General features: G+C 40.1%; 20 protein-coding genes. 5 read left to right on the top strand and 15 right to left on the bottom strand.

Annotation, left to right across the window (positions count from 1 at the left end; all coding sequences use genetic code 11):
• The first annotated feature begins 36 nt into the window (after positions 1 to 36).
• A complete protein-coding gene (locus PL_RS07205; protein WP_348621321.1) occupies positions 37 to 1,350 on the top strand; it encodes a nicotinamide mononucleotide adenylyltransferase in 1,314 nt (437 codons plus the stop codon).
• A 23-nt stretch (positions 1,351 to 1,373) separates the two neighbouring features.
• Here the strand turns inward: PL_RS07205 and PL_RS07200 are convergent, their stop codons facing one another.
• Both PL_RS07200 and PL_RS07195 read right to left on the bottom strand, forming a co-directional pair.
• A complete protein-coding gene (locus PL_RS07200) occupies positions 1,374 to 2,408 on the bottom strand; it encodes an LLM class flavin-dependent oxidoreductase (RefSeq protein ID WP_348621319.1) in 1,035 nt (344 codons plus the stop codon).
• 78 nt (positions 2,409 to 2,486) lie between these two features.
• Positions 2,487 to 2,996, bottom strand: coding sequence for a hypothetical protein (locus PL_RS07195; RefSeq protein ID WP_041878659.1), 510 nt, complete (start codon positions 2,994 to 2,996; stop codon positions 2,487 to 2,489).
• Positions 2,997 to 3,253: 257 nt separating this feature from the next.
• Between PL_RS07195 and PL_RS07190 the strand changes: the two genes are divergently transcribed.
• Positions 3,254 to 3,769 carry a ferritin gene (locus PL_RS07190; protein WP_041878661.1) on the top strand — a complete coding sequence of 172 codons (516 nt, stop codon included), beginning with the start codon at positions 3,254 to 3,256 and terminating at the stop codon, positions 3,767 to 3,769.
• A 38-nt stretch (positions 3,770 to 3,807) separates the two neighbouring features.
• Here the strand turns inward: PL_RS07190 and PL_RS07185 are convergent, their stop codons facing one another.
• Both PL_RS07185 and PL_RS07180 read right to left on the bottom strand, forming a co-directional pair.
• A complete protein-coding gene (locus PL_RS07185) occupies positions 3,808 to 4,254 on the bottom strand; it encodes a GNAT family N-acetyltransferase (protein WP_041878663.1) in 447 nt (148 codons plus the stop codon).
• Positions 4,254 to 4,745, bottom strand: coding sequence for a YajQ family cyclic di-GMP-binding protein (locus tag PL_RS07180; protein WP_041878664.1), 492 nt, complete (start codon positions 4,743 to 4,745; stop codon positions 4,254 to 4,256). Before PL_RS07180 ends, PL_RS07185 begins: the two co-directional genes overlap by 1 nt.
• 74 nt (positions 4,746 to 4,819) lie before the next feature.
• Here PL_RS07180 and PL_RS07175 point away from each other — a divergent pair, with 74 nt between their 5' ends.
• The 3 genes from PL_RS07175 (at position 4,820) to PL_RS07165 (ending at position 8,646) form a co-directional block, all read left to right on the top strand.
• On the top strand, positions 4,820 to 5,563 hold the full coding sequence (locus PL_RS07175; protein WP_052496071.1) for a hypothetical protein: 744 nt from the start codon (positions 4,820 to 4,822) through the stop codon (positions 5,561 to 5,563).
• Positions 5,564 to 5,697: 134 nt separating this feature from the next.
• A complete protein-coding gene (gene ppk1, locus PL_RS07170) occupies positions 5,698 to 7,755 on the top strand; it encodes a polyphosphate kinase 1 (protein ID WP_041878666.1) in 2,058 nt (685 codons plus the stop codon).
• A 6-nt stretch (positions 7,756 to 7,761) separates the two neighbouring features.
• Complete coding sequence (locus PL_RS07165) at positions 7,762 to 8,646, top strand: exopolyphosphatase (protein WP_041878668.1); 885 nt, start codon at positions 7,762 to 7,764, stop codon at positions 8,644 to 8,646.
• Here the strand turns inward: PL_RS07165 and PL_RS07160 are convergent.
• The 11 genes from PL_RS07160 to PL_RS07110 form a co-directional block, all read right to left on the bottom strand.
• Positions 8,612 to 9,178 carry a 4'-phosphopantetheinyl transferase family protein gene (locus PL_RS07160; RefSeq protein ID WP_052496072.1) on the bottom strand — a complete coding sequence of 189 codons (567 nt, stop codon included), beginning with the start codon at positions 9,176 to 9,178 and terminating at the stop codon, positions 8,612 to 8,614. The two genes, PL_RS07165 and PL_RS07160, sit on opposite strands and share 35 nt — an antisense overlap.
• A complete protein-coding gene (locus tag PL_RS07155) occupies positions 9,165 to 9,428 on the bottom strand; it encodes an acyl carrier protein (RefSeq protein ID WP_041878670.1) in 264 nt (87 codons plus the stop codon). Before PL_RS07155 ends, PL_RS07160 begins: the two co-directional genes overlap by 14 nt.
• Complete coding sequence (locus tag PL_RS07150; RefSeq protein WP_041878672.1) at positions 9,421 to 10,698, bottom strand: beta-ketoacyl-[acyl-carrier-protein] synthase family protein; 1,278 nt, start codon at positions 10,696 to 10,698, stop codon at positions 9,421 to 9,423. The genes PL_RS07155 and PL_RS07150 overlap by 8 nt, the downstream gene beginning before the upstream one ends.
• Positions 10,691 to 11,137, bottom strand: coding sequence for a 3-hydroxyacyl-ACP dehydratase FabZ family protein (locus PL_RS07145; RefSeq protein WP_041878674.1), 447 nt, complete (start codon positions 11,135 to 11,137; stop codon positions 10,691 to 10,693). The genes PL_RS07150 and PL_RS07145 overlap by 8 nt, the downstream gene beginning before the upstream one ends.
• Before the next feature lie 69 nt (positions 11,138 to 11,206).
• On the bottom strand, positions 11,207 to 12,259 hold the full coding sequence (locus tag PL_RS07140) for a type III polyketide synthase (protein ID WP_041878677.1): 1,053 nt from the start codon (positions 12,257 to 12,259) through the stop codon (positions 11,207 to 11,209).
• Complete coding sequence (locus PL_RS07135) at positions 12,256 to 12,969, bottom strand: methyltransferase domain-containing protein (protein ID WP_041878679.1); 714 nt, start codon at positions 12,967 to 12,969, stop codon at positions 12,256 to 12,258. The genes PL_RS07140 and PL_RS07135 overlap by 4 nt, the downstream gene beginning before the upstream one ends.
• On the bottom strand, positions 12,969 to 14,102 hold the full coding sequence (locus PL_RS07130) for an NAD(P)/FAD-dependent oxidoreductase (protein WP_041878681.1): 1,134 nt from the start codon (positions 14,100 to 14,102) through the stop codon (positions 12,969 to 12,971). Before PL_RS07130 ends, PL_RS07135 begins: the two co-directional genes overlap by 1 nt.
• Positions 14,103 to 14,218: 116 nt before the next feature.
• On the bottom strand, positions 14,219 to 14,944 hold the full coding sequence (gene pgl, locus PL_RS07125; protein WP_041878683.1) for a 6-phosphogluconolactonase: 726 nt from the start codon (positions 14,942 to 14,944) through the stop codon (positions 14,219 to 14,221).
• Between the two features lies 1 nt (position 14,945).
• Complete coding sequence (gene zwf, locus PL_RS07120) at positions 14,946 to 16,460, bottom strand: glucose-6-phosphate dehydrogenase (RefSeq protein WP_041878685.1); 1,515 nt, start codon at positions 16,458 to 16,460, stop codon at positions 14,946 to 14,948.
• Between the two features lie 92 nt (positions 16,461 to 16,552).
• Positions 16,553 to 17,968, bottom strand: coding sequence for an NADP-dependent phosphogluconate dehydrogenase (gene gndA / locus PL_RS07115; RefSeq protein WP_041878687.1), 1,416 nt, complete (start codon positions 17,966 to 17,968; stop codon positions 16,553 to 16,555).
• Positions 17,958 to 18,734, bottom strand: a complete 777-nt coding sequence (locus tag PL_RS07110) for an ROK family protein (RefSeq protein ID WP_041878689.1) — start codon at positions 18,732 to 18,734, stop codon at positions 17,958 to 17,960. Before PL_RS07110 ends, gndA begins: the two co-directional genes overlap by 11 nt.
• Positions 18,735 to 18,775: the final 41 nt, after the last annotated feature.

Raw genomic sequence — 18,775 nt, 5'->3', positions numbered from 1 at the left:
AATCGGCTTCTTCGGTTTTTGTGCTATTTTTGCGGAATGGAAAGAGAAATTCTTGATACCAAGCGTAAAGCCCTTAATATTAATTTAAACTCTGATATTTACGGAACTTTTGCTGAGATCGGAGCGGGGCAGGAAGTCGCACGTAATTTTTTTACAGCAGGTGCAGCTTCAGGGACAGTAGCCAAAACGATGTCCGCTTATGATATGACTTTTAGTGATGCGATCTATGGCGCAGAGGAAACCGGGCGGTATGTAAGTCAGTCCAGGTTAATCAAAATGCTGAATCACGAATTTGATTTGCTGACTGAGAGACTGCATGGCGAAAAATATGAAACCAGGAGCTTTTTTGCTTTTGCTGATACAGTAACTACGTTGAATTATAACAAATCCAATGATCCTCACGGATGGATTGGTATCAAATTTCAGACAGAACCCGGTGGTGAACCTAACGAAATCTTTTTCCATGTTCGTTTACTGGATACCGATGCTGCTCTTCAGCAGAATGTACTGGGTATAATTGGAGTAAATCTGGTTTATGCAGCGTTCTATTATCATACAGATCCAAAGAGAATGGTTGAATCTCTTGCAGATAACCTGACTGTAGGCTCTGTAGAGATAGATCTGATTTCCGTAAGCGGTCCGGCTTTCAAAAACATTAATAATATCCTGCTGAATCTCTACCTGATAGTTAAAGATTTCTCGGATGCAGCTATCTTTGATTCCCTTGGGAATCCATGTCTGCCTAAAGATCTATTGTATAAAAAGGACATCATGATTTTGCGGACTAAATATGCGCAGAAGTCTTTACCCAACTTTAGTATGTTCAATAAAGCTGTAGATCAGTTCAGAAGGACAGAAGATGTGAAGAAAGATAATCTCAGTGTATTAATTGAAGTTTTATTATCAAACGTACTTACTGCTGATGAAGAAATTCCTGAAAACATTGATCTGGAAGCTGTGGCATTAAGAGCAGAAGAATTATGTAAAACAGGTAACCTGGTTATTGTTTCCAATTTTGCAAGACACAATAAACTGGCAAAATATCTGGACCGGTGTAAACCAAAAAGTGTAGGTATTTCAACCAATATCAATAACCTGAAATTTGTATTTAACTCAAATAATTTTGGAGAAAACTATTCCAGTATGCTCCTGAGTTATGTAAGTGATATGTTTACCAAAAATGTAAAACTGTTTGCTTATCCTTTCCTTGATAAAAAATCAAATAAGGTGATTACCACGGTAAATATGCCGGTTACACCAGAGGCTAAGCCACTATTTGATTTCCTGATCCTGAACGGATATATTACCGACATTAAAGAATATAGTGAAACTGATGTGAAGACTGTTTAAAGTCTTCACATCAGTTCTTTTGTTTATTTTTTTAATGCCTCTCTGACCTTTGGTGCTATTTTAGTTCCAAAGATTTCGATAGATTTCATCATGTCTTTATGTGAAGGCGCACCAATATCCATATGTGCTGCAAAACGGGTTAAGCCAAACATTTCCTGTATAGATAAGATTTTGTCAATTGCCTGTTCTGCATCACTAACAAACAACGCACCTTCTTTTTGTCTGCCATAATCAAACTGATATTTAGTATATGGAGACCATCCGCGCGATTTTCCTACTCTATCCATTTGCGCTGCATATAAAGGATAATAATCAGCAGCTACTTTGTCACTGTCCTCACCAAAAAACGAATGTACGTGTACACCGACCTGAATTTTAGCTAAATCATGTCCCGCTTTTTTATATTCTTCACGATACAGATTAAATAGAGGCTTAAACTGGCTTGGACTACCGCCAATAATAGCAATGGTTAAAGGAAGACCCAGTACCCCAGCTCTGATAACAGATTCGGGAGTACCCCCCACAGCAATCCAGATCGGTAAATTATTGTCTACAGCTCTGGGTAATACCTGCTGATTAACTAATGGTGCCCGGAATTTTCCACTCCAGTTTATTGTTTCCTCTTTGTTGATCTTTAATAGCAACTCTAATTTCTCTGAGAACAGACCATTATAATCATCAAGGCTATAGCCAAATAGCGGGAACGATTCAATAAAACTGCCCCGGCCTGCCATCAGTTCTGCACGACCATTGGACAACAAATCTACCATCGCAAAACTCTGATATAGTTTTACCGGGTCAGACGAGCTGAGTACACTTACTGCACTACCCAGTTTAATATTCTTAGTGACAACTGCAGCAGCAGCCAGTAATATTTCAGGACTGGATACAGCAAAATCCGGACGGTGATGTTCACCTATACCGAAGTAATCAAGGCCTATCTCATCCATTAATTTTATCTCTTCAATAATTTCGCCCAATCGTTGCTGGGCAGGTTGAAATTTATTCGTTACCGGATCAACACGTAAATCCCCGAACATACTAATACCTAATTCCATAATTGCCTTGTTTTAAATCTCAGACAAAGTTAAGTCCGAAACTAAAATTCGATGTTAACCTATGATAAGTAATAGCTTTTACTTGCAGGCTTTGTCCAGATCCACTAACAGACCTTTATTAAAAGGTACAGCAATCAAAGAATCCGAAGCTGCGTCATATTCAAATAACTGTCTTTTTACAGGATCAAAACTATATCTGGCAATTACCGGAGAATGGTCAGGATAACTCTCATGCACACTATAGTCGTAGGTTTTAGAGTAGTTCATCGCACTATCAATTTTTGGCTGCGGGCTGCCTTCATAAAAAAAGCCAAATGAAGTCCCACCGTTTTTGACTATTCTTTCAGTCAGGCCATTGGTTAGTTCCTTATAACTCGCTGAGGTGGTCATGATCTTAAACACAACCTGGCTGCAGGTGTTTTTAGATAATGGTTTTAAGCTATCTGTTTTTGAAGGCTTGTTTGCAGTAATACCTGATCTGGTTAAAGTATCCTGAACCGATTCATCTTTTGTTTTGGTCTGTTGTGTACAGGATGCTGCAAACAGAAGCGATGCAAGGAGTAAAGTGCTGAATTGAATTATTTTCATTAAATTGATATAAGCTGTGTTGAAATTACAACCAGCAAGAATAGTGTTTTGTTTTTAAAGAACAGGTCTGTTTCTCCGGAAGCGGGAATTAAATGCAAGAATTCCTGTCGTTGAATCACATGTGACCAGGACTGCTGTCAATTACAGCGAATTTGAAATACAAAAGACAGTAGCTATTATTTGGAATTGTTCTTAATTGCTTTTAGCTTGCATCTTTAAATTATAAGAAAGACTAAATATTTATAAAACACAATCCTATGATCAATAAGAGAATGGAAGATTTGCTCAATGCGCAGATCAATTTAGAGATGTATTCGGCTAATGCCTACTGGGCAATGTGTTCCTGGTTTTCAGACAGAGATCTGGATGGTTTTGCCAATTACTTTAAAGTACAGGCTAAAGAAGAGCTTTTCCATGCTGAAAAACAATTTGATTATATACATGAAGTTGGTGGGAAAGTGACTATTGATACCATTAAAAAACCTGCATCAGATTTTACCTCAGTGCTGAATGTTTTTGAAATTACCCTGGCACACGAAAGAGCTGTAACTAAAAGTATAGGAGAACTGATTAAAGCATCCTTTGAGGAAAATGATTTTGCCACTCATAACTTTTTGCAATGGTTTGTGACCGAACAGGTAGAAGAAGAGGCAACAGTTTCACAGATTATCAGCAAACTGAAAATGATCGGGGATAACTCTTCTGCGCTGTATCTGCTGAATTCAGAACTGATGCAAAGAACATTTAACGCAGCTACCGGTGGGGCTGCTTAGCCAATAGCTTATAGCAACTAAGAAAAAAAGCAGGGAGATTAATCTTCCTGCTTTTTATAAATGTCTTTGATGTTAACTGCCATTATATTTTCCGGCGTGTCAAGAGGCTTAAAACCATATTGGCTATATAAACTATGTGCGTCTCTGGTGGCCAGCATATATCTTCTTAAGCCCTGCAGATCAGGGTGAAATAACATGAGCGACATTAGTTTTTTTGAGAGTCCCAAACCGCGGAATTCCTCTTCCACATAAACATCTGCCAGATAGCCGAAAGTAGCGCGGTCAGTAATCCATCTGGCAAATCCTATCTGCCGGTTTTCTTTGTAGATACCAAAACAAAGAGAGTGTTCAATAGATCTGGTAACCGTTTCCAGAGGGATACCTTCAGCCCAGTAAGATCTGGTACTCAGGAAAAGATGAACAGCAGCAGCGTTGATTTTGCTTTTGTCATCTGAAAAAATAAAGCCGTTATCAGCAATTTCCATTAGTTACGCATGTTGAGATATTGCAGTGGCTGTCCAAAATCTTCGCCCTTGCAAAGTGAAATAACCTTTTGCAGATCATCTATGCTTTTGCTCTGTACACGCAACTGATCGTCCATCACAGAAGCCTGAACTTTAAGTCCGCTTGCTTTGATTTTGGCAACTATCTTTTTAGCAACATCTTTGTCAATTCCTTCTTTAATAGCAATTTCTTTTCTGATCATATTACCAGAAGCATATTGCTCTTTTCCAAAATCAAGACTTTTAGGATCCAGGTTTTGCTTGACCATACGGGAGATAATAGAATCCTCAATTGCTTTCAGACGCATGTCATCTTCGGTAACAATAGTGATCACATTACTCTTTTTATCATGATCAATAGTACTCTGAGAGGTAGAGAAATCATAACGGTTAAGGATCTCTTTTTTTGCGTTGTTCATTGCATTATCCAATGTTTGCGCGTCAACTTTACTTACGATATCGAAAGTGGGCATGATTATAGCTTTAGTATAAAAAAAATATTAGATTTATATATTAATTATTTAACGTTCTGGCTAAAAAAATTATTATGAAAACCAATAAATCAAAAGTGCAAAAAAATAATGCTAAAAAAGCAGTTAAAAAAGAATTGGAGCAGAGTCTTTCGCAAAAATTTTTTGAAGCAGTTTCTCATTTGGGTCATGATGCTGAAAAAATTGGTGAAGAACTCACTAAAGCAGCCAGATCGGTTGCCGGTAAATTAGCTAAGAAATTCAAAGCTGTAAAAGCAGAAGCCGTTAAAAAAACAAAACCAACTAAAAAAGAAATCGCAAAAACAGTTAAAGAGGTTAAAAAGGCAACTGCTAAGGGAGCTAAAAAGATCAAAAAGGAAGTTAAAAAAGCAGTTTCTGGTATTAAACCATCCGTAAATAGTATTAAAGTCCCTGTAATTGCAAGTGAAGAAAAAGCAGCCGATGCTATAGCTAAACCTGTAAAGAAAGCTGCAGCAGCAGTGAAAAAGGCTGCCCCGGCAGTTAAAAAAGCAGTTTCTACAGCTAAGAAAGCAGTTCCTGCAGTTAAAAAAGAAGCAGCAGCAGTTCAGGCTAAAACAGCGGCAGTTATTCAGGATGCTGCTAAAGCCGCACCTGTACAAAGAGCTAAACGTGCCGCTACCACAGCCACAGCGGCTGCAAAAAAAGCAGTTACCACTACTGCTGCGAAAACAGTTAAGGCGGCTCCGGCAAAGAAAACAGATGCAAAACCTGCTGCTACAGCAGTTAAAACTCCGGTCGCTGCAGAAAAAGTTGCGGAAAAAACTACAGAAGAAGGTTAATTTTAATATCCGGGGTAAGTTAATTTAAAAATATTTTCCCGGCTATTAACGCTCGAATAATTAACACTGAATTAACAATAGAATTCGCAGTTTTGAGCATCCGTTCCCACCAGGGATATTTTTGATAAACCCCCATGACAAAGAAGAAGGTCCCATTTTTAAATAGAGAACTCAGCTGGTTATATTTTAATGAACGGGTTTTACAGGAGGCAACAGATGAAACTGTTCCACTGATTGAAAGAATTAAATTTCTGTCTATTTTTTCTTCTAACCTGGAAGAATTTTACCGGGTACGTGTAGCTACAATGACCAGATTGTCCAATTTAAACGACAAGGCCAAAGAGCTGCTGGGATTTAATCCGAAGAAAGTACTTAACGAGATTAAGAATATTGTCGTTAAACAGGAACGTAAATTTGAACAGCTTTTTCAGGCTACCCTGATTAATGAACTCGCACAAAACAGGATTTTCATCCTGAATGATACACAACTCAATGTGGCCCGCGGAGAATTTGTAAAAGAACATTTCCGCGATAAAATACTTTCTAATCTGGTACCGATTATGATTGATCTGGAAAAACCATTTCCGGAGCTCAGAGACAGGTACCTTTATTTTTTTGTAAGACTTAAAAAAAAGGCCGGCAAAAAAGATGAGAAGTATGCACTGATAGAATTGCCACCAGATCTGCCCAGATTTCTCGTGCTTCCGGAAACTAACGGACTGAAATTTATTATTCTGGCTGAGGATATTATCAAATACTGCCTGGATGATATCTTTTATGTATTTAAATACGATGAAGTAGATGCTTATTCCATACAGTTAACCAGAGATGCAGAGCTGGACATTGATAAAAATGTAAGTGATAAATTTATTGATGAACTGAAGACCAGTCTGGATAAAAGAAAAAAAGGTAAGCCTATGCGTTTACTTTATGATACAGAAATGCCATTTGATATGCTGGGAGTGCTGGTTGCTAAAATGAAAATTGAGGCAGAAAGTCTGATTCCCGGAAACCGTTATCATAAATTTGGTGACTTCATTCGTTTTCCCAATGTCGGTGATAAAAGTCTGGAGTATCCTGTGAATGTCCCTTTAAAGGTTTTTGGCTTACACCGTACACAAAGCATCTTTAACAAACTGGCAGAAAGAGATTACCTGGTTAATCTGCCTTACCAGTCTTATGATTATATCATCCTGTTTCTGCGTGAAGCAGCGATAGATCCGAAGGTAACCGCTATCAATATCACACTTTATCGTCTTGCAGAAAATTCAAGGGTAATCAATGCACTGATTAATGCGGCAAAGAATGGTAAAAAGGTAAACTGTCTGGTAGAGCTTAAAGCACGTTTTGACGAGCGGGCGAATATCTTCTGGACTAACAGACTGGAAGAAGAAGGTGTGCATGTAAACTATGGTCTGACAGACTATAAAGTCCATTCCAAGATCTGTCTGGTAACCCGGATAGAAAAAGGCCGTCCGGTTTATTATGCAAATCTGGCTACTGGTAATTTCAACGAAAAGACAGCTAAACTTTATTGCGATCACAGTATTTTTACGGCTAAAAAAGAGATCACTCATGACCTGATTAAACTTTTTGCGGCCTTAAATAAACGTACAGTAGCAACAGGATTTAAGTACCTGATTGTTTCCCCTTTAGAATCAAGGACAAAGTTTTATACGCTAATAGACCGGGAGATTAAAATTGCCAGAGCAGGTAAACCTGCCTACCTGATTTTCAAAGTAAACAGTCTTGCAGATGAAGGCATTGTAGAGAAATTATATGATGCCAGCAATGCAGGAGTGAAGATTAAACTGATTGTGAGAGGTATTTGCTGCCTGATTCCCGGAGTTAAAGGTTTCAGTGAAAATATCACAGTCATCAGTATCATTGATAAGTTTCTGGAGCATGCCCGGGTTTTTATTTTTGGTAACAATGGTAAAGAAGAGTTATTTCTTTCTTCGGCCGATCTGATGAGCAGGAATTTTGAACATCGCGTAGAGGTTGGATTTCCCGTACTCGATGAAGATGTGAAACAGGAAATCAGGGATATTATCGACTTTCAGTTACAGGATAATGTGAAAGCCAGAGATATCACCAGACTGAATAATAATAAATACCATAAAAACCGTATCAGCACTAAAGTGCGGGCACAGGTTCAAACATATAATTACTTAAAAAACAAACACCAGTAAAAGATTATGCTCAGATATGCAGCAATTGACGTTGGCTCTAATGCCGTAAGACTGCTTATTGCAGATATAACATACAATGAAAATGGGTTTGGTTTTAAAAAGAATACACTGGTAAGGGTTCCTTTGAGATTAGGCGATGACGCTTTTCTGGATCATAAAATCTCTGCACGTAAAATCGAAGATCTGATTAAAACAATGCAGGCCTTCAAGAACCTGATGGATGTTTATCAGGTAACCAAGTATCTGGCCTGTGCCACATCTTCTATGAGAGAAGCACAGAATGGCCGTGAAATTATTAAGCTTATTCAGGAAAAAGCAAATCTGGATCTGGAGATTATAGAAGGACAAAGAGAGGCAAATATCATTTATGCCAATCATATCGAAGATGATCTGGATATCAGGAAAAACTATCTTTATATAGATGTAGGCGGCGGTAGTACAGAATTATCTGTTTTTGTCAATAAAGTACCCGTAGCTTCTAAATCATTTGATATCGGAACTATCCGTATACTGGATAATCAGGATAAGGAAGAGACCTGGGAAGAGATGAAGCTCTGGGTAAAAGATCAGACTAAATATCATAAAAATCTTGCCGGGATTGGTACTGGTGGAAATATCAATAAACTCTATAAAATGGCAAATGAGAAAGAAGGAATGCCATTAACCTTTTTAAAGTTAAAATCCCTCTATAATCAGTTGAACAGTCATTCACTGAAAGAACGGATTCAGCTCTTTAATCTGAACCCAGATCGGGCAGATGTTATTATTCCTGCCTGTGAGATATTTATCACTGTGATGAAGTGGACCGGAATCAAACAGATCCATGTACCGAGAGTTGGAATGGCCGATGGTATTATCAATCTGCTGATAGAAGAGAATCTGAATAAATAATTGCCAGATATTCACCATGGTGACTAACTGAAACAGCATGCTTATGGCCGGTTATCTGATGGGTTAACTCCGGAAGACCTGATGGAGTACCGGCCAGTAAATAAAGTCCTGATAAACTATTGAATTCTTCTCTGTAGGTGGCTGATGGCTGCAGATAATGCAGATGCAGATGCTCAAAATCACTGCTTTGCGGGACAGCCGAAGAATGAATGCAATTGTCTTTGATTTCGGTTCTGATCTGGAAAATCTCTTCCAGATAATTTACCGTTCCGCTGGCCTGCAAACCATCATGACAGGCCACCTCACAACAGAATTTCAAAGGCACATAACTTCTGATGCCCGTTTTGCGCTGAACAATCTTACACGCTGATTCTTTCATGGTCCAGATTAACCATAACATCCTTGCGGGGTATAAAGCTGTAAGGATCATTTGCTGCTCGGGAGCAGTACAGATTTTATCGAGATAACCTTTACGCTGCCAGTTGCTGTCCAGCTCAGCCTGTCTGAGATCAACAATATCATTTCCTATCATGTGCGCGCATTTTCGCCTCAATGATTTCCACAGTTGATTTGACATTCAGCATCCTGGCCATTGCATCATTATCTATTTCTATCCCGAATTTTTCTTCCAGATCCAGCACTATATCTACCAGATTGGCTGAATTGATTTTAAGATCCGTAATAAAATCGGTTTTTTCACTGAGATGAGCCAGTGCTGTTTTATCCGCAGTATAAGGAGCGGCAATTTCTTTGATAGCGGCAATTAATTCATCTTTATCCATGATTATATTTTTTTAATAGCAGACAGGCATTTACATCTCCAAAGCCAAAGCTGGCCTTAATCAGTATAGCTGGCTTTTTCTCCAGAGAAACCCTTGGTATACATTCCTGATCTATCAGCATTTCAATCTCAGGATGCAGATCTTCACAATTTATATTCGGAAAAATAAAGCCTTCGCTGAGTTGTAAAACAGAAGCTACACATTCAATACTGCCCGATGCGCTGATACAATGACCAATCATCCCTTTAACGGAATTGATATAAGGAAAATCCTTGCCCGAACGCCCCAGAGCTGTGACCCAGTTCTGTATCTCCAGTGGATCTTTTGATGTTGCTGTTAAATGACCATTGATCAGGTCTACCTCATCAGGCCTGATGCCCGACGATTTCAGTGCGCTGACTATGCATCTTTGCACTGCCTGAGGATTAGGGGCAGTCATGGTACCTGTACCGCGTTGTCCGCCGGAGTTGAGATGGCCGCCCAGTATTTCCGCATAGATTTTAACGCCTCTGGATAAAGCACTGTCCAGACTTTCTAAAACCATTGCTCCGGCACCACTGCCGGGAACAAAACCACTGGCAGAAGCGCTCATCGGGCGGCTTGCTTTTTCAGGAGTTTCATTGTGCTTGTAGGTACAGACTTTCATTGCATCAAAGCCGGCCCAGATATAAGGCCCGCTGTCACTTGTGCTGCCGGCAAGCATTCGTATTGCCTGACCGGATTTAATGCGCTCATAAGCCATTAAAATGCTTTCTGTGCCCGTTGCACAGGCAGATGAATTTGTAGTGACCTGATTGCCCAGACCAAGTTTGCCTGCTAAAAGCGCGCTGACACCACTCGCCATGGTTTGTGCAACCACCGTACTGCCCAGTTTACGGATCTGGAGATTATCCAGTTTGTAAATAGCTCCTCTGAATTTGTCAATACCCGAGGTTCCGGTGCCAAAAACAGTACCGCTGTCCCAGTCCGGGATCTCAGCAGGAGCGGGCAGGAGGCCGGCATCGTGCCAGGCATCCATACCAGCTATTACGCCATAAACAATCCCGGTACTTTCCAGGTTTCTGATTTCAAGTTCAGTAAAATACTGTGGTAAACGTGTCTCTTCAATCACCGGTTTCCCTGCTACATGGCAGGAAAACAGCAGTTGTTCCAGCTGCGGATCGTGCTTAATGCCAGACAGACCATTTCTGATCGCATGGCTGAATTGCGCGATGTCCGCACCATTAGGTGAAACAACCCCTAAGCCGGTGATCACTACACGTTTAGTCATTCATTTTTGTCGTTACCATGCCAGATATATTCCCTTTACATACTGTTTCTCCCGCTTCATTTTTCATCACTACATTACAGTTCAGTTTTTTGAATCTGAAATATACTTTTTCAGCAGTTACCGTAACTTTTTCACCTGGAAATACCGGTTTCATAAAATCCATTGCTGTAGAAGTCAGCATGACATGAGCTTTCATCTCTGTGCCGGTGCTGCCAGAAAGATAAATACCCAGACAAACCAAACCAATCTGTGCCATGGTTTCTGTTAAGATTACCCCTGGTGTAACCGGTGCATCTTTGAAGTGTCCTTTATAGAAATCAAGGTCTTTGTCAAAAGTATAGGTTCCTGTTGATCCGTTTTCGTCAATCTGCAGTAACTCATCGACAAATAAAAAAGGTTTGCTATAAGGTAATCTGGCTAATATTTCTTGTGCGTTCATTATAAGTTTTATTTTGTTTCAAAGGTGTAAAGTAAAAACAAAAAATGCTTAAAAAAATTCAAATCTTTCCTACCACTGCAATAAAATCCGTTGTGCGGAAAATCCCGGACCAAAACTGAGCATTAGTCCTGTCTCTCCCGGACGGGGCTGTTTATCCATAATCCGCTCAAGGACATATAATACCGTGACACTTGACATATTCCCATAAAGCCTTAATACCGCTTTGGTATCCTCTATGTTTTTGCCCAGTGCACCGAATAGTTTCTCTACGGTTTCAATGATTTTTTTTCCGCCGGGATGAAAAATAAGATGATCTACAGCCGGAATATCCAAATTGTTTTTAGCTAAAAATGGATGGATGATTGCGGGGAAATGGTTCGCGATAATTTCAGGGACAGTAATATCCAGTACCATCTGTAAACCTGTATCAGTGAATTTAAAACCCATCATGTCTTCAGCATCATAAAAATGGTACATCCCGTCATCCAGAATTTCCGGACCCTTGTCTTCTTCATGCGAAGATAACAGGACGCAGGCGGCCCCGTCACCGAAAATAGCAGCACTGACTATATTGGTCATGGAGAAATCGTTGAGCTGAAAAGTAGCAGTCGGAGATTCCACAGCCACCACGGCCGCTCTTTTACCCGGATTGGCTTTTAAAAAGTTCCGGGCGTAAATAATTCCGGAAACCCCCGCTGCACAACCCATTTCTGTTACCGGCAGCCGTATAATATCCTGACGTAATTTTAAATTATTGATCAGATAAGCATCCAGAGAAGGAATCATGATTCCGGTGCAGCTCACAGTAATGATATAGTCGAGATCTGTATTTTTCCATCCCGCCTTTTGAATGGCAGCATCCAGACAGCGGGTACCGAGTTTTATACTTTCCCTGATATAAATATCATTCCGCTCTCCAAAGGTCAGTTCACTGAATACCTGTTGCGGAGACAGGATAGAATAGCGCTGGTCCACAGCTGCATTTTCAAATATCTTTTTAACCTTACGGATAAATCTTTCTTCCTGTCCGTGTAGCCATCCATCAAGAAAAGGAATAATTTCGGCGGTAGTTCTTGAATGCGCCGGCAATACTTTGCTAATGCTTTTTATAATTACACTCATGCTATTTTAACTATCCACTGGTACCGGAATGCCCATTTCCATTTGATCTGGTAATTCCTGTACGCCAGTTTTTTTGAATATAAAACCAGGTCAGCTCTTTTAAATCCGCGGAGAATAGAAACCAGCCCATCTTCACGTGACATTTTATTCAGCCGGAATATAAAACATAAACCCAGAAACAGATAATAGGCAACCGCACTTCGCTGCAGATCATTAATCACTATACCCAGTCTTGCTGCGGCATTGAAACTTTGCAGCAGGGCGATGATATCCTGATCTTTAAAATGATGCAGTGTTAAAGTGCAAATGATAATGTCTGTTGGTTCCTGCCTGTTTAGCTGATCAAATATGTCCAGACACTGATAATTAATATTCGTATACCCCGCAGAAAGGCTCCGGGCATGTTCAACGGTGAAATTATTTGCATCAATCCCTGTAAGCATAAAATTCAGCTGATTTTTGCGGGCATAATCTGCAAGTACCCTCAGCATATCTCCATTTCCGCAACCTATATCTGTAATACGGATAACAGCAGACTTTGGTTGTGTCTGAATTAAAAATTTAATGCCCTCTAAAGTCACTTTGTTTCCGCCCAGCAACCTGTTGATACCGGCAATTTTGTCCAGCGCGTCCCGGAGTATTTCTCCTTCCAGCTGAAAATTGTCCATGATTTCAGGAGCAGTGCTTCTGTGTGAGGTATCTACGGGCATTAGGGTTGAACGTTAATCAAATGTCCATGTGTTTTTCTGATCAGCAGCGGCAGGATAGAGGGTATTCTGATAATCCCGCTAACCAGTTTTTCTGCCAGATATTCTTTTTTTAAAATTGCAGATAAAGTATTACCCATCCATAGTCTGGATTTAAACTGTTGATTCCAGGCTATAAGATAGCGTTTTTCCAGGGTAATTCTGTCTGTAATATCCCCTTTAAAAAAACGGATCAGTAATCCTGCACAAAGCTGTGCACTGTGTATAGCCATGGCCATGCCATTGCCGCATAAAGGATGTATCAGTGCTGCAGTATCACCGATCATCAGGATATGATCAGTTACTGCTTCTCTGGTGCCAAATGATAGTTGACTGATAGTTAACGGTGTTTCAAACAAAGGGGTGGTGTTCTCAAAAATATCTTTCAGGTGTTTATTTTGATAAAGTACTTTTTCCTGAAAAGAACTGATGTTTTTATAGCGTTTGAATGTGCTGTAATCTGTCAGATAACAGATGTTTATCTTTTGATCCTCGATTTTTGAAATGCCGCAATATCCGCCCTTAAAATTATGCAGTGCGACAAGATCCTGATCAAATTCTCCGGAATAATGGGCTTTTATAGCCAGAAAAGGTGAGGGCTGCTGCATAAATTTCCTTTTTAATTTAAGATCAACGGCAGAGCGTTTACCATAAGCACCAATAACCTGTCTGGCAGTAAACTGTTTTTCATGGAGCGTGTAAACTGTAAAAAGGTCCTTTTCAAAAACTATATTACTCACTGTATCCTGTATCACAGTGCCACCTCTGGCTATAAATTTTTCATACAGCAAATTATCCAGCTGATATCTGCTGATACCAAAGCCACCCAGGGGCAGGCGGGTAAAAATGCTGCGTCCCGAACTGGTAGAAAATTGCAGTGTGGAAATCCGTGAAGGATGGAGTATTGCAGGATCGGCATCCAGCCATTGGAGATAGGGGATAACCTCGTTGGAAACATACTCACCACAAACTTTATGATGCGGGTATTTATCCTTTTCTATAAGGATAACCTCCATTCCTGCCCGTTGAAGATGCAAAGCTGCAGTTAGTCCGGCCAGTCCGCCGCCTGTAATGAGAATATCTGTTTGTGCAGGCATAGGTTAAGGTTGAACGTAACGTATGGATATAACACATTAACAGCCAGTTTGTTCTGTCGCATAAAAAAGCCCTGTTTCAAATTGATGAAACAGGGCTTTTGCTATAGCTATGCGGATTAGTTTTCCAGCAGTTTTGCTGCTTCACTATCCAGAAACCAGGTAAGGCTTCCGTCAATCGGATTGATCAGTTCAGAAGGATACAGGTGAGTATCCTTAGGCTCATCTTCGATCACATGTTTAAGCGCTTCAGCTTTGGCTTCTCCAAATACCAGGAAGGCAACATTTTTTGCCTTATTGATCAGAGGGGCAGTAAAGCTGATTCTGTAAGTTGCCAGTTTTTCAACGTATACACTCTCTACAGTTACTTCTTTACTATCCAGAATAGCTGTGCCCGGGAATAATGATGCCGTATGTCCGTCATCACCCATACCTAACAGAATCAGATCAAATGCCAGATCAGCACCTTTAAAATGCTCAGAAATAGCTTTTGCGTACTCAATGGCAGCCTTTTCGGGAGCCAGTGTTGTATCTACAAAAAAGATATGATCCGAGTCAACGTTCAAAGGATCTAAAATGGATTTCTTAGCCATCAGGCCATTATAGCTTTCATGTCCCGGAGGAACATTACGTTCATCCCCGATAAAGAAAAATACCTTTGACCAGTCCAGCTTCTCACGATACGTAGTGGATAGCATTTCGTATAACTCTTTAGGAGAGTTGCCGCCGGTAAGCACAAAATTAAAACAATCTTTTTCTGCAATTGCTTTTTCCGCGATTGCGATAATATAATCTGCCAGGTCTTTCAGCAGCTCACTTTTTGTTTTATAGATGAGTAAGTTCATGCTAGTCTTTATTTTTTAAAGGTAAAGTGAACCAGTGGAAACCATCTCTGGCAATCAGTGCTTCAGCATCTTCAGGTCCCCATGAATCTGCAGGGTAATTAGGGAAACTCAATGAAGTTTTACTTTCCCATGCATTGATGACCGGCATCAATAATTCCCATGCACTTTCTACCTGATCTGCACGCATAAACTGTGTCTGATCAGCGATCATGACATCCAGTAATAAAGTTTCATAAGCTTCAGGCGCTTCTGAACTATAGGTTCCTTTGTAATCGAAAACCATATCAACCGGGTTGAGTACCATGTCCAGGCCTGGTCTTTTAGCCTGTACCTGTAAACGGATACTCATTTCAGGCTGGATACTGATGATCAGTCTGTTCTGTTGCCAGTGTTCAGTTACACCTGCAGGAAATACCTGATGGGGAACATCCTTAAACTGTATCGTAATCAATGAAGAAGTCTGGAACAGACGCTTACCTGTACGTACATAGAAAGGAATTCCCTGCCAGCGCCAGTTATCCACGAAGAATTTTGCTGCGGCAAAAGTTTCAGTGTTGGAATGTGCATCCACATCTTTTTCAGATCTGTAGCCAGGAACCTCTTTACCTTCAACCCATCCTTTAGAATATTGTCCGCGGACAGTACTGTTACGAATATCATCAGGGCCGAACGGACGCATAGCTTTTAATACATCAACCTTTTTGTTTCTGATCTCATCTGCGTCAAAATTGATAGGAGTTTCCATACCAATTAAGCAAAGCAATTGTAAAATATGATTTTGAATCATATCTCTCAGGGCTCCTGCACCATCATAATAACCACCGCGGTCTCCAACGCCCAACTGTTCAGTTACAGAAATCTGTACGTGATCAATGTAAGTACGGTTCCAAAGCGGTTCAAGGAAAGAGTTGGCGAAACGGAAAGCCATGATATTCTGGACAGTTTCCTTACCCAGATAATGGTCAATTCTATAAATCTGTTTCTCAGTGAAGATTCCTGTCAGTAATTTATTTAACTCTCTGGCAGTCTCTAAATCACGACCAAAAGGTTTTTCAATTACGATACGGCAGTTATCTTCATTTCCTGCAAGATCATATTTAGAAATACACTCTGCAATCAGTGGAAACAGGTTAGGCGCTACTGCCAGGTAATAAATAACCTGTGTTTTAGGACCAAATTTCTTTTTAAGTTTTTCAATGCTTGTTTTCAGATCCTGGAAAGTTTCAGGAGCAGATACATCTACCGGATTATAGTATACATTTGCTGCGAAATCATCCCATTTTTCTTTTTTTACCTTTCCGGCACGGGAAAACTGGTTTACACCGTCCATAATCGTAGTACGGAACTGCACATCAGTGAGTTTACTTCTTGCTGTTCCGATGATTGCATAATCTTTAGGCATATAGCCGTCAGAATACAAGTTATAAAGTGCTGGCGCAAGTTTGCGCATATTTAGATCCCCTGTGCCACCAAAAATGACAAAAACGGTTGGGTTAAGGCATTGACTTGTTTTCATTTTGCATATTTTATTTATCGGTGATGAATCCTGAATGAGCTTGTGATGGTTTTGAGCTTTGAAAGGCTCATTCAGGGTTCATATCTTTTGTATTATGGTTTTGCCGGATTCCAGATTGCGTGGAAAGTTCCTTCAGCATCTGTACGTTCAAATAAATGGGCACCAAAGAAGTCTCTCTGGGCCTGAATCAGGTTAGAAGGCATTCTTGCAGTTTTTAAAGCATCAAAATAAGTCAGCGCAGAAGCGAAGGCAGGAACAGCCAGTCCGGTTAATACACTATGACTTACTACAGATCTCATTCCAGGTAAGATTTCTTCCAGTTTTTTTGCGATGCCAGCATCAGCATACAGGTGTTCCAGATCAGGTTGTTTTTTATAAGCCTGATAAATATCTTCCAGGAATGCTGCTCTGATGATACATCCGCCGCGCCAGATCTGCGCAATTTCGTGCAGATTCAGTTTGTAATCGTAAGTAATAGATGCCTGCCATAATAAGTGCAGACCTTGTGCATATGAAGTAATTACCGCAAAATATAAAGCCTGTTCAAGTTCTGCGATAAACTGATCTTTATCTCCAACTGTATATTTGCCCTGAGGATAAGTTTTAGATAAAGCTACACGCAGGTTTTTGAATTTAGATAAATCTCTCGTACTGACTGCCTCGTTGATAGTTGGAATAGGTAACTGCAGATCCATTGATACCTGCGAAGTCCATTTTCCTGTACCTTTTGATTTAGCCTCGTCTTTAATATAATCAACCAGGTAGCCACCTGTTTTCTCATCTTTAAACGCAAAAATGTCTGTTGTTACTTCTAAAAGGAAAGATTGTAAACGGCCATTATTCCATTTGGCAAATACCTCATGAATCTGTTCGTTTGAATATTCAAGCGCATTTTTCATCAGATCGTAAGCCTCTGCAAGCAACTGCATCATGGCATATTCTATACCATTGTGCACCATTTTCACAAAGTGACCTGAAGCTCCGGGGCCAATATAAGCCACACATGGATCGCCATTTACTTTTGCAGAAACAGCTTCCAGAATTTCTTTCATCTCACCATAAGCGGTTTTGTCACCACCTGGCATAATACTGGGGCCAAAGCGTGCACCTTCTTCACCACCTGAGATTCCCATACCAAAGAAGTGAATTCCCTGGCCGGCAAGATCTTCTGCTCTTTTGCTGGTATCAGTAAAATGAGAGTTTCCGCTATCAATAATAATATCGCCTTTATCCAGTAAAGGTAAAAGTTCCTGAATAACACTGTCAACGATTGGTCCTGCAGGTACCAGAAGCATAATTCTTCTTGGTAATTCCAGGCTTCCAATAAAGTCTTCCAATGAGCTGTAAGCAGTCAGATTGTGTTTTGCACCATCTTCTTTAAGTTTCTGGATCATTTTAGGATCCTTGTCATAACCTGTAACCGCAAAGCCTTTATCGGCCATGTTCAGCAATAAATTGCGGCCCATAGTACCCAGGCCTATCATTCCTAATGTGAATTTACTTTCCATTTTTTGTATTTGATTTTGGATAGGTAGTGAAAACATGATATTTTTCTTCAGCAGCCCATAATTTTGCTCCGCCTTTAATTCCATCCCGGTTAGAAACCAGGTGGATATTATGATCTAGTTCAAAATTGATGTGTTTGGAATTACCACCTCCAAGATAGAGCACATCATAGTTAAACACTGTTTTATAAATTTCTATAATTCGTTTTAGTCTTTCGTTCCATTTTTTATCCCCTTCTTTCTGAAAGGCTTTCTCGCCGATATAATCATCATAATCCTTGTTTTTTGAAACCGGAAGATGAGAGAGTTCCAGATGCGGCAGTAAATCTCCGTCAAAAGTCAGTGCCGTACCGAAACCTGTACCCAGGGTAAGAACGATTTCAAAACCTTTACCGGTGACTATACCGAGTGCCTGCTGATCAGCATCATTAATTAAGCGGACAGGTTTCCCTAAAACATCACTGATTTGTTGTGCAAGAGGATAACCGGCCCATTTGTTTTTAGCCAGATTGGGAGCGGTTTCTACTATACCACATTTAACATATCCCGGAAAACCGATGGCGATTTTCCCATAAGGCGCAAGCGGAGCAACTAGTTCATGAATAACTTTGATCACATTCTCAGGCGTAGAATCCTTGGGCGTAGGAAGCTTTGTGTACTCAGAGAATAGTTCGCCTTCTTCTGTTAAGATACAGGCCTTGATACCGGTGCCACCAATATCAATTGATAAAATATGGGTACTCTCTTTTTCTTTCTCGTTGTTGGCCATAATTCTTTTTTTATGAATATTGCTTTTTGGTGCCTGGGTGC

Origin of the sequence: Pedobacter lusitanus, assembly GCF_040026395.1 — a bacterium.
Taxonomy (GTDB): domain Bacteria; phylum Bacteroidota; class Bacteroidia; order Sphingobacteriales; family Sphingobacteriaceae; genus Pedobacter; species Pedobacter lusitanus.
Note: the sequence above shows the minus strand (reverse complement) of the source record. Positions and strands in the feature narration are given on the sequence as shown.

Excerpts from the sequence above, each read along its gene's own strand:
- PL_RS07205 (WP_348621321.1), top strand. The coding sequence starts at position 37 with ATGGAAAGAGAAATTCTTGATACCAAGCGTAAAGCCCTTAATATTAAT.
- PL_RS07200 (WP_348621319.1), bottom strand. The coding sequence starts at position 2,408 with ATGGAATTAGGTATTAGTATGTTCGGGGATTTACGTGTTGATCCGGTA.
- PL_RS07195 (WP_041878659.1), bottom strand. The coding sequence starts at position 2,996 with ATGAAAATAATTCAATTCAGCACTTTACTCCTTGCATCGCTTCTGTTT.
- PL_RS07190 (WP_041878661.1), top strand. The coding sequence starts at position 3,254 with ATGATCAATAAGAGAATGGAAGATTTGCTCAATGCGCAGATCAATTTA.
- PL_RS07185 (WP_041878663.1), bottom strand. The coding sequence starts at position 4,254 with ATGGAAATTGCTGATAACGGCTTTATTTTTTCAGATGACAAAAGCAAA.
- PL_RS07180 (WP_041878664.1), bottom strand. The coding sequence starts at position 4,745 with ATGCCCACTTTCGATATCGTAAGTAAAGTTGACGCGCAAACATTGGAT.
- PL_RS07175 (WP_052496071.1), top strand. The coding sequence starts at position 4,820 with ATGAAAACCAATAAATCAAAAGTGCAAAAAAATAATGCTAAAAAAGCA.
- ppk1 (WP_041878666.1), top strand. The coding sequence starts at position 5,698 with ATGACAAAGAAGAAGGTCCCATTTTTAAATAGAGAACTCAGCTGGTTA.
- PL_RS07165 (WP_041878668.1), top strand. The coding sequence starts at position 7,762 with ATGCTCAGATATGCAGCAATTGACGTTGGCTCTAATGCCGTAAGACTG.
- PL_RS07160 (WP_052496072.1), bottom strand. The coding sequence starts at position 9,178 with ATGATAGGAAATGATATTGTTGATCTCAGACAGGCTGAGCTGGACAGC.
- PL_RS07155 (WP_041878670.1), bottom strand. The coding sequence starts at position 9,428 with ATGGATAAAGATGAATTAATTGCCGCTATCAAAGAAATTGCCGCTCCT.
- PL_RS07150 (WP_041878672.1), bottom strand. The coding sequence starts at position 10,698 with ATGACTAAACGTGTAGTGATCACCGGCTTAGGGGTTGTTTCACCTAAT.
- PL_RS07145 (WP_041878674.1), bottom strand. The coding sequence starts at position 11,137 with ATGAACGCACAAGAAATATTAGCCAGATTACCTTATAGCAAACCTTTT.
- PL_RS07140 (WP_041878677.1), bottom strand. The coding sequence starts at position 12,259 with ATGAGTGTAATTATAAAAAGCATTAGCAAAGTATTGCCGGCGCATTCA.
- PL_RS07135 (WP_041878679.1), bottom strand. The coding sequence starts at position 12,969 with ATGCCCGTAGATACCTCACACAGAAGCACTGCTCCTGAAATCATGGAC.
- PL_RS07130 (WP_041878681.1), bottom strand. The coding sequence starts at position 14,102 with ATGCCTGCACAAACAGATATTCTCATTACAGGCGGCGGACTGGCCGGA.
- pgl (WP_041878683.1), bottom strand. The coding sequence starts at position 14,944 with ATGAACTTACTCATCTATAAAACAAAAAGTGAGCTGCTGAAAGACCTG.
- zwf (WP_041878685.1), bottom strand. The coding sequence starts at position 16,460 with ATGAAAACAAGTCAATGCCTTAACCCAACCGTTTTTGTCATTTTTGGT.
- gndA (WP_041878687.1), bottom strand. The coding sequence starts at position 17,968 with ATGGAAAGTAAATTCACATTAGGAATGATAGGCCTGGGTACTATGGGC.
- PL_RS07110 (WP_041878689.1), bottom strand. The coding sequence starts at position 18,734 with ATGGCCAACAACGAGAAAGAAAAAGAGAGTACCCATATTTTATCAATT.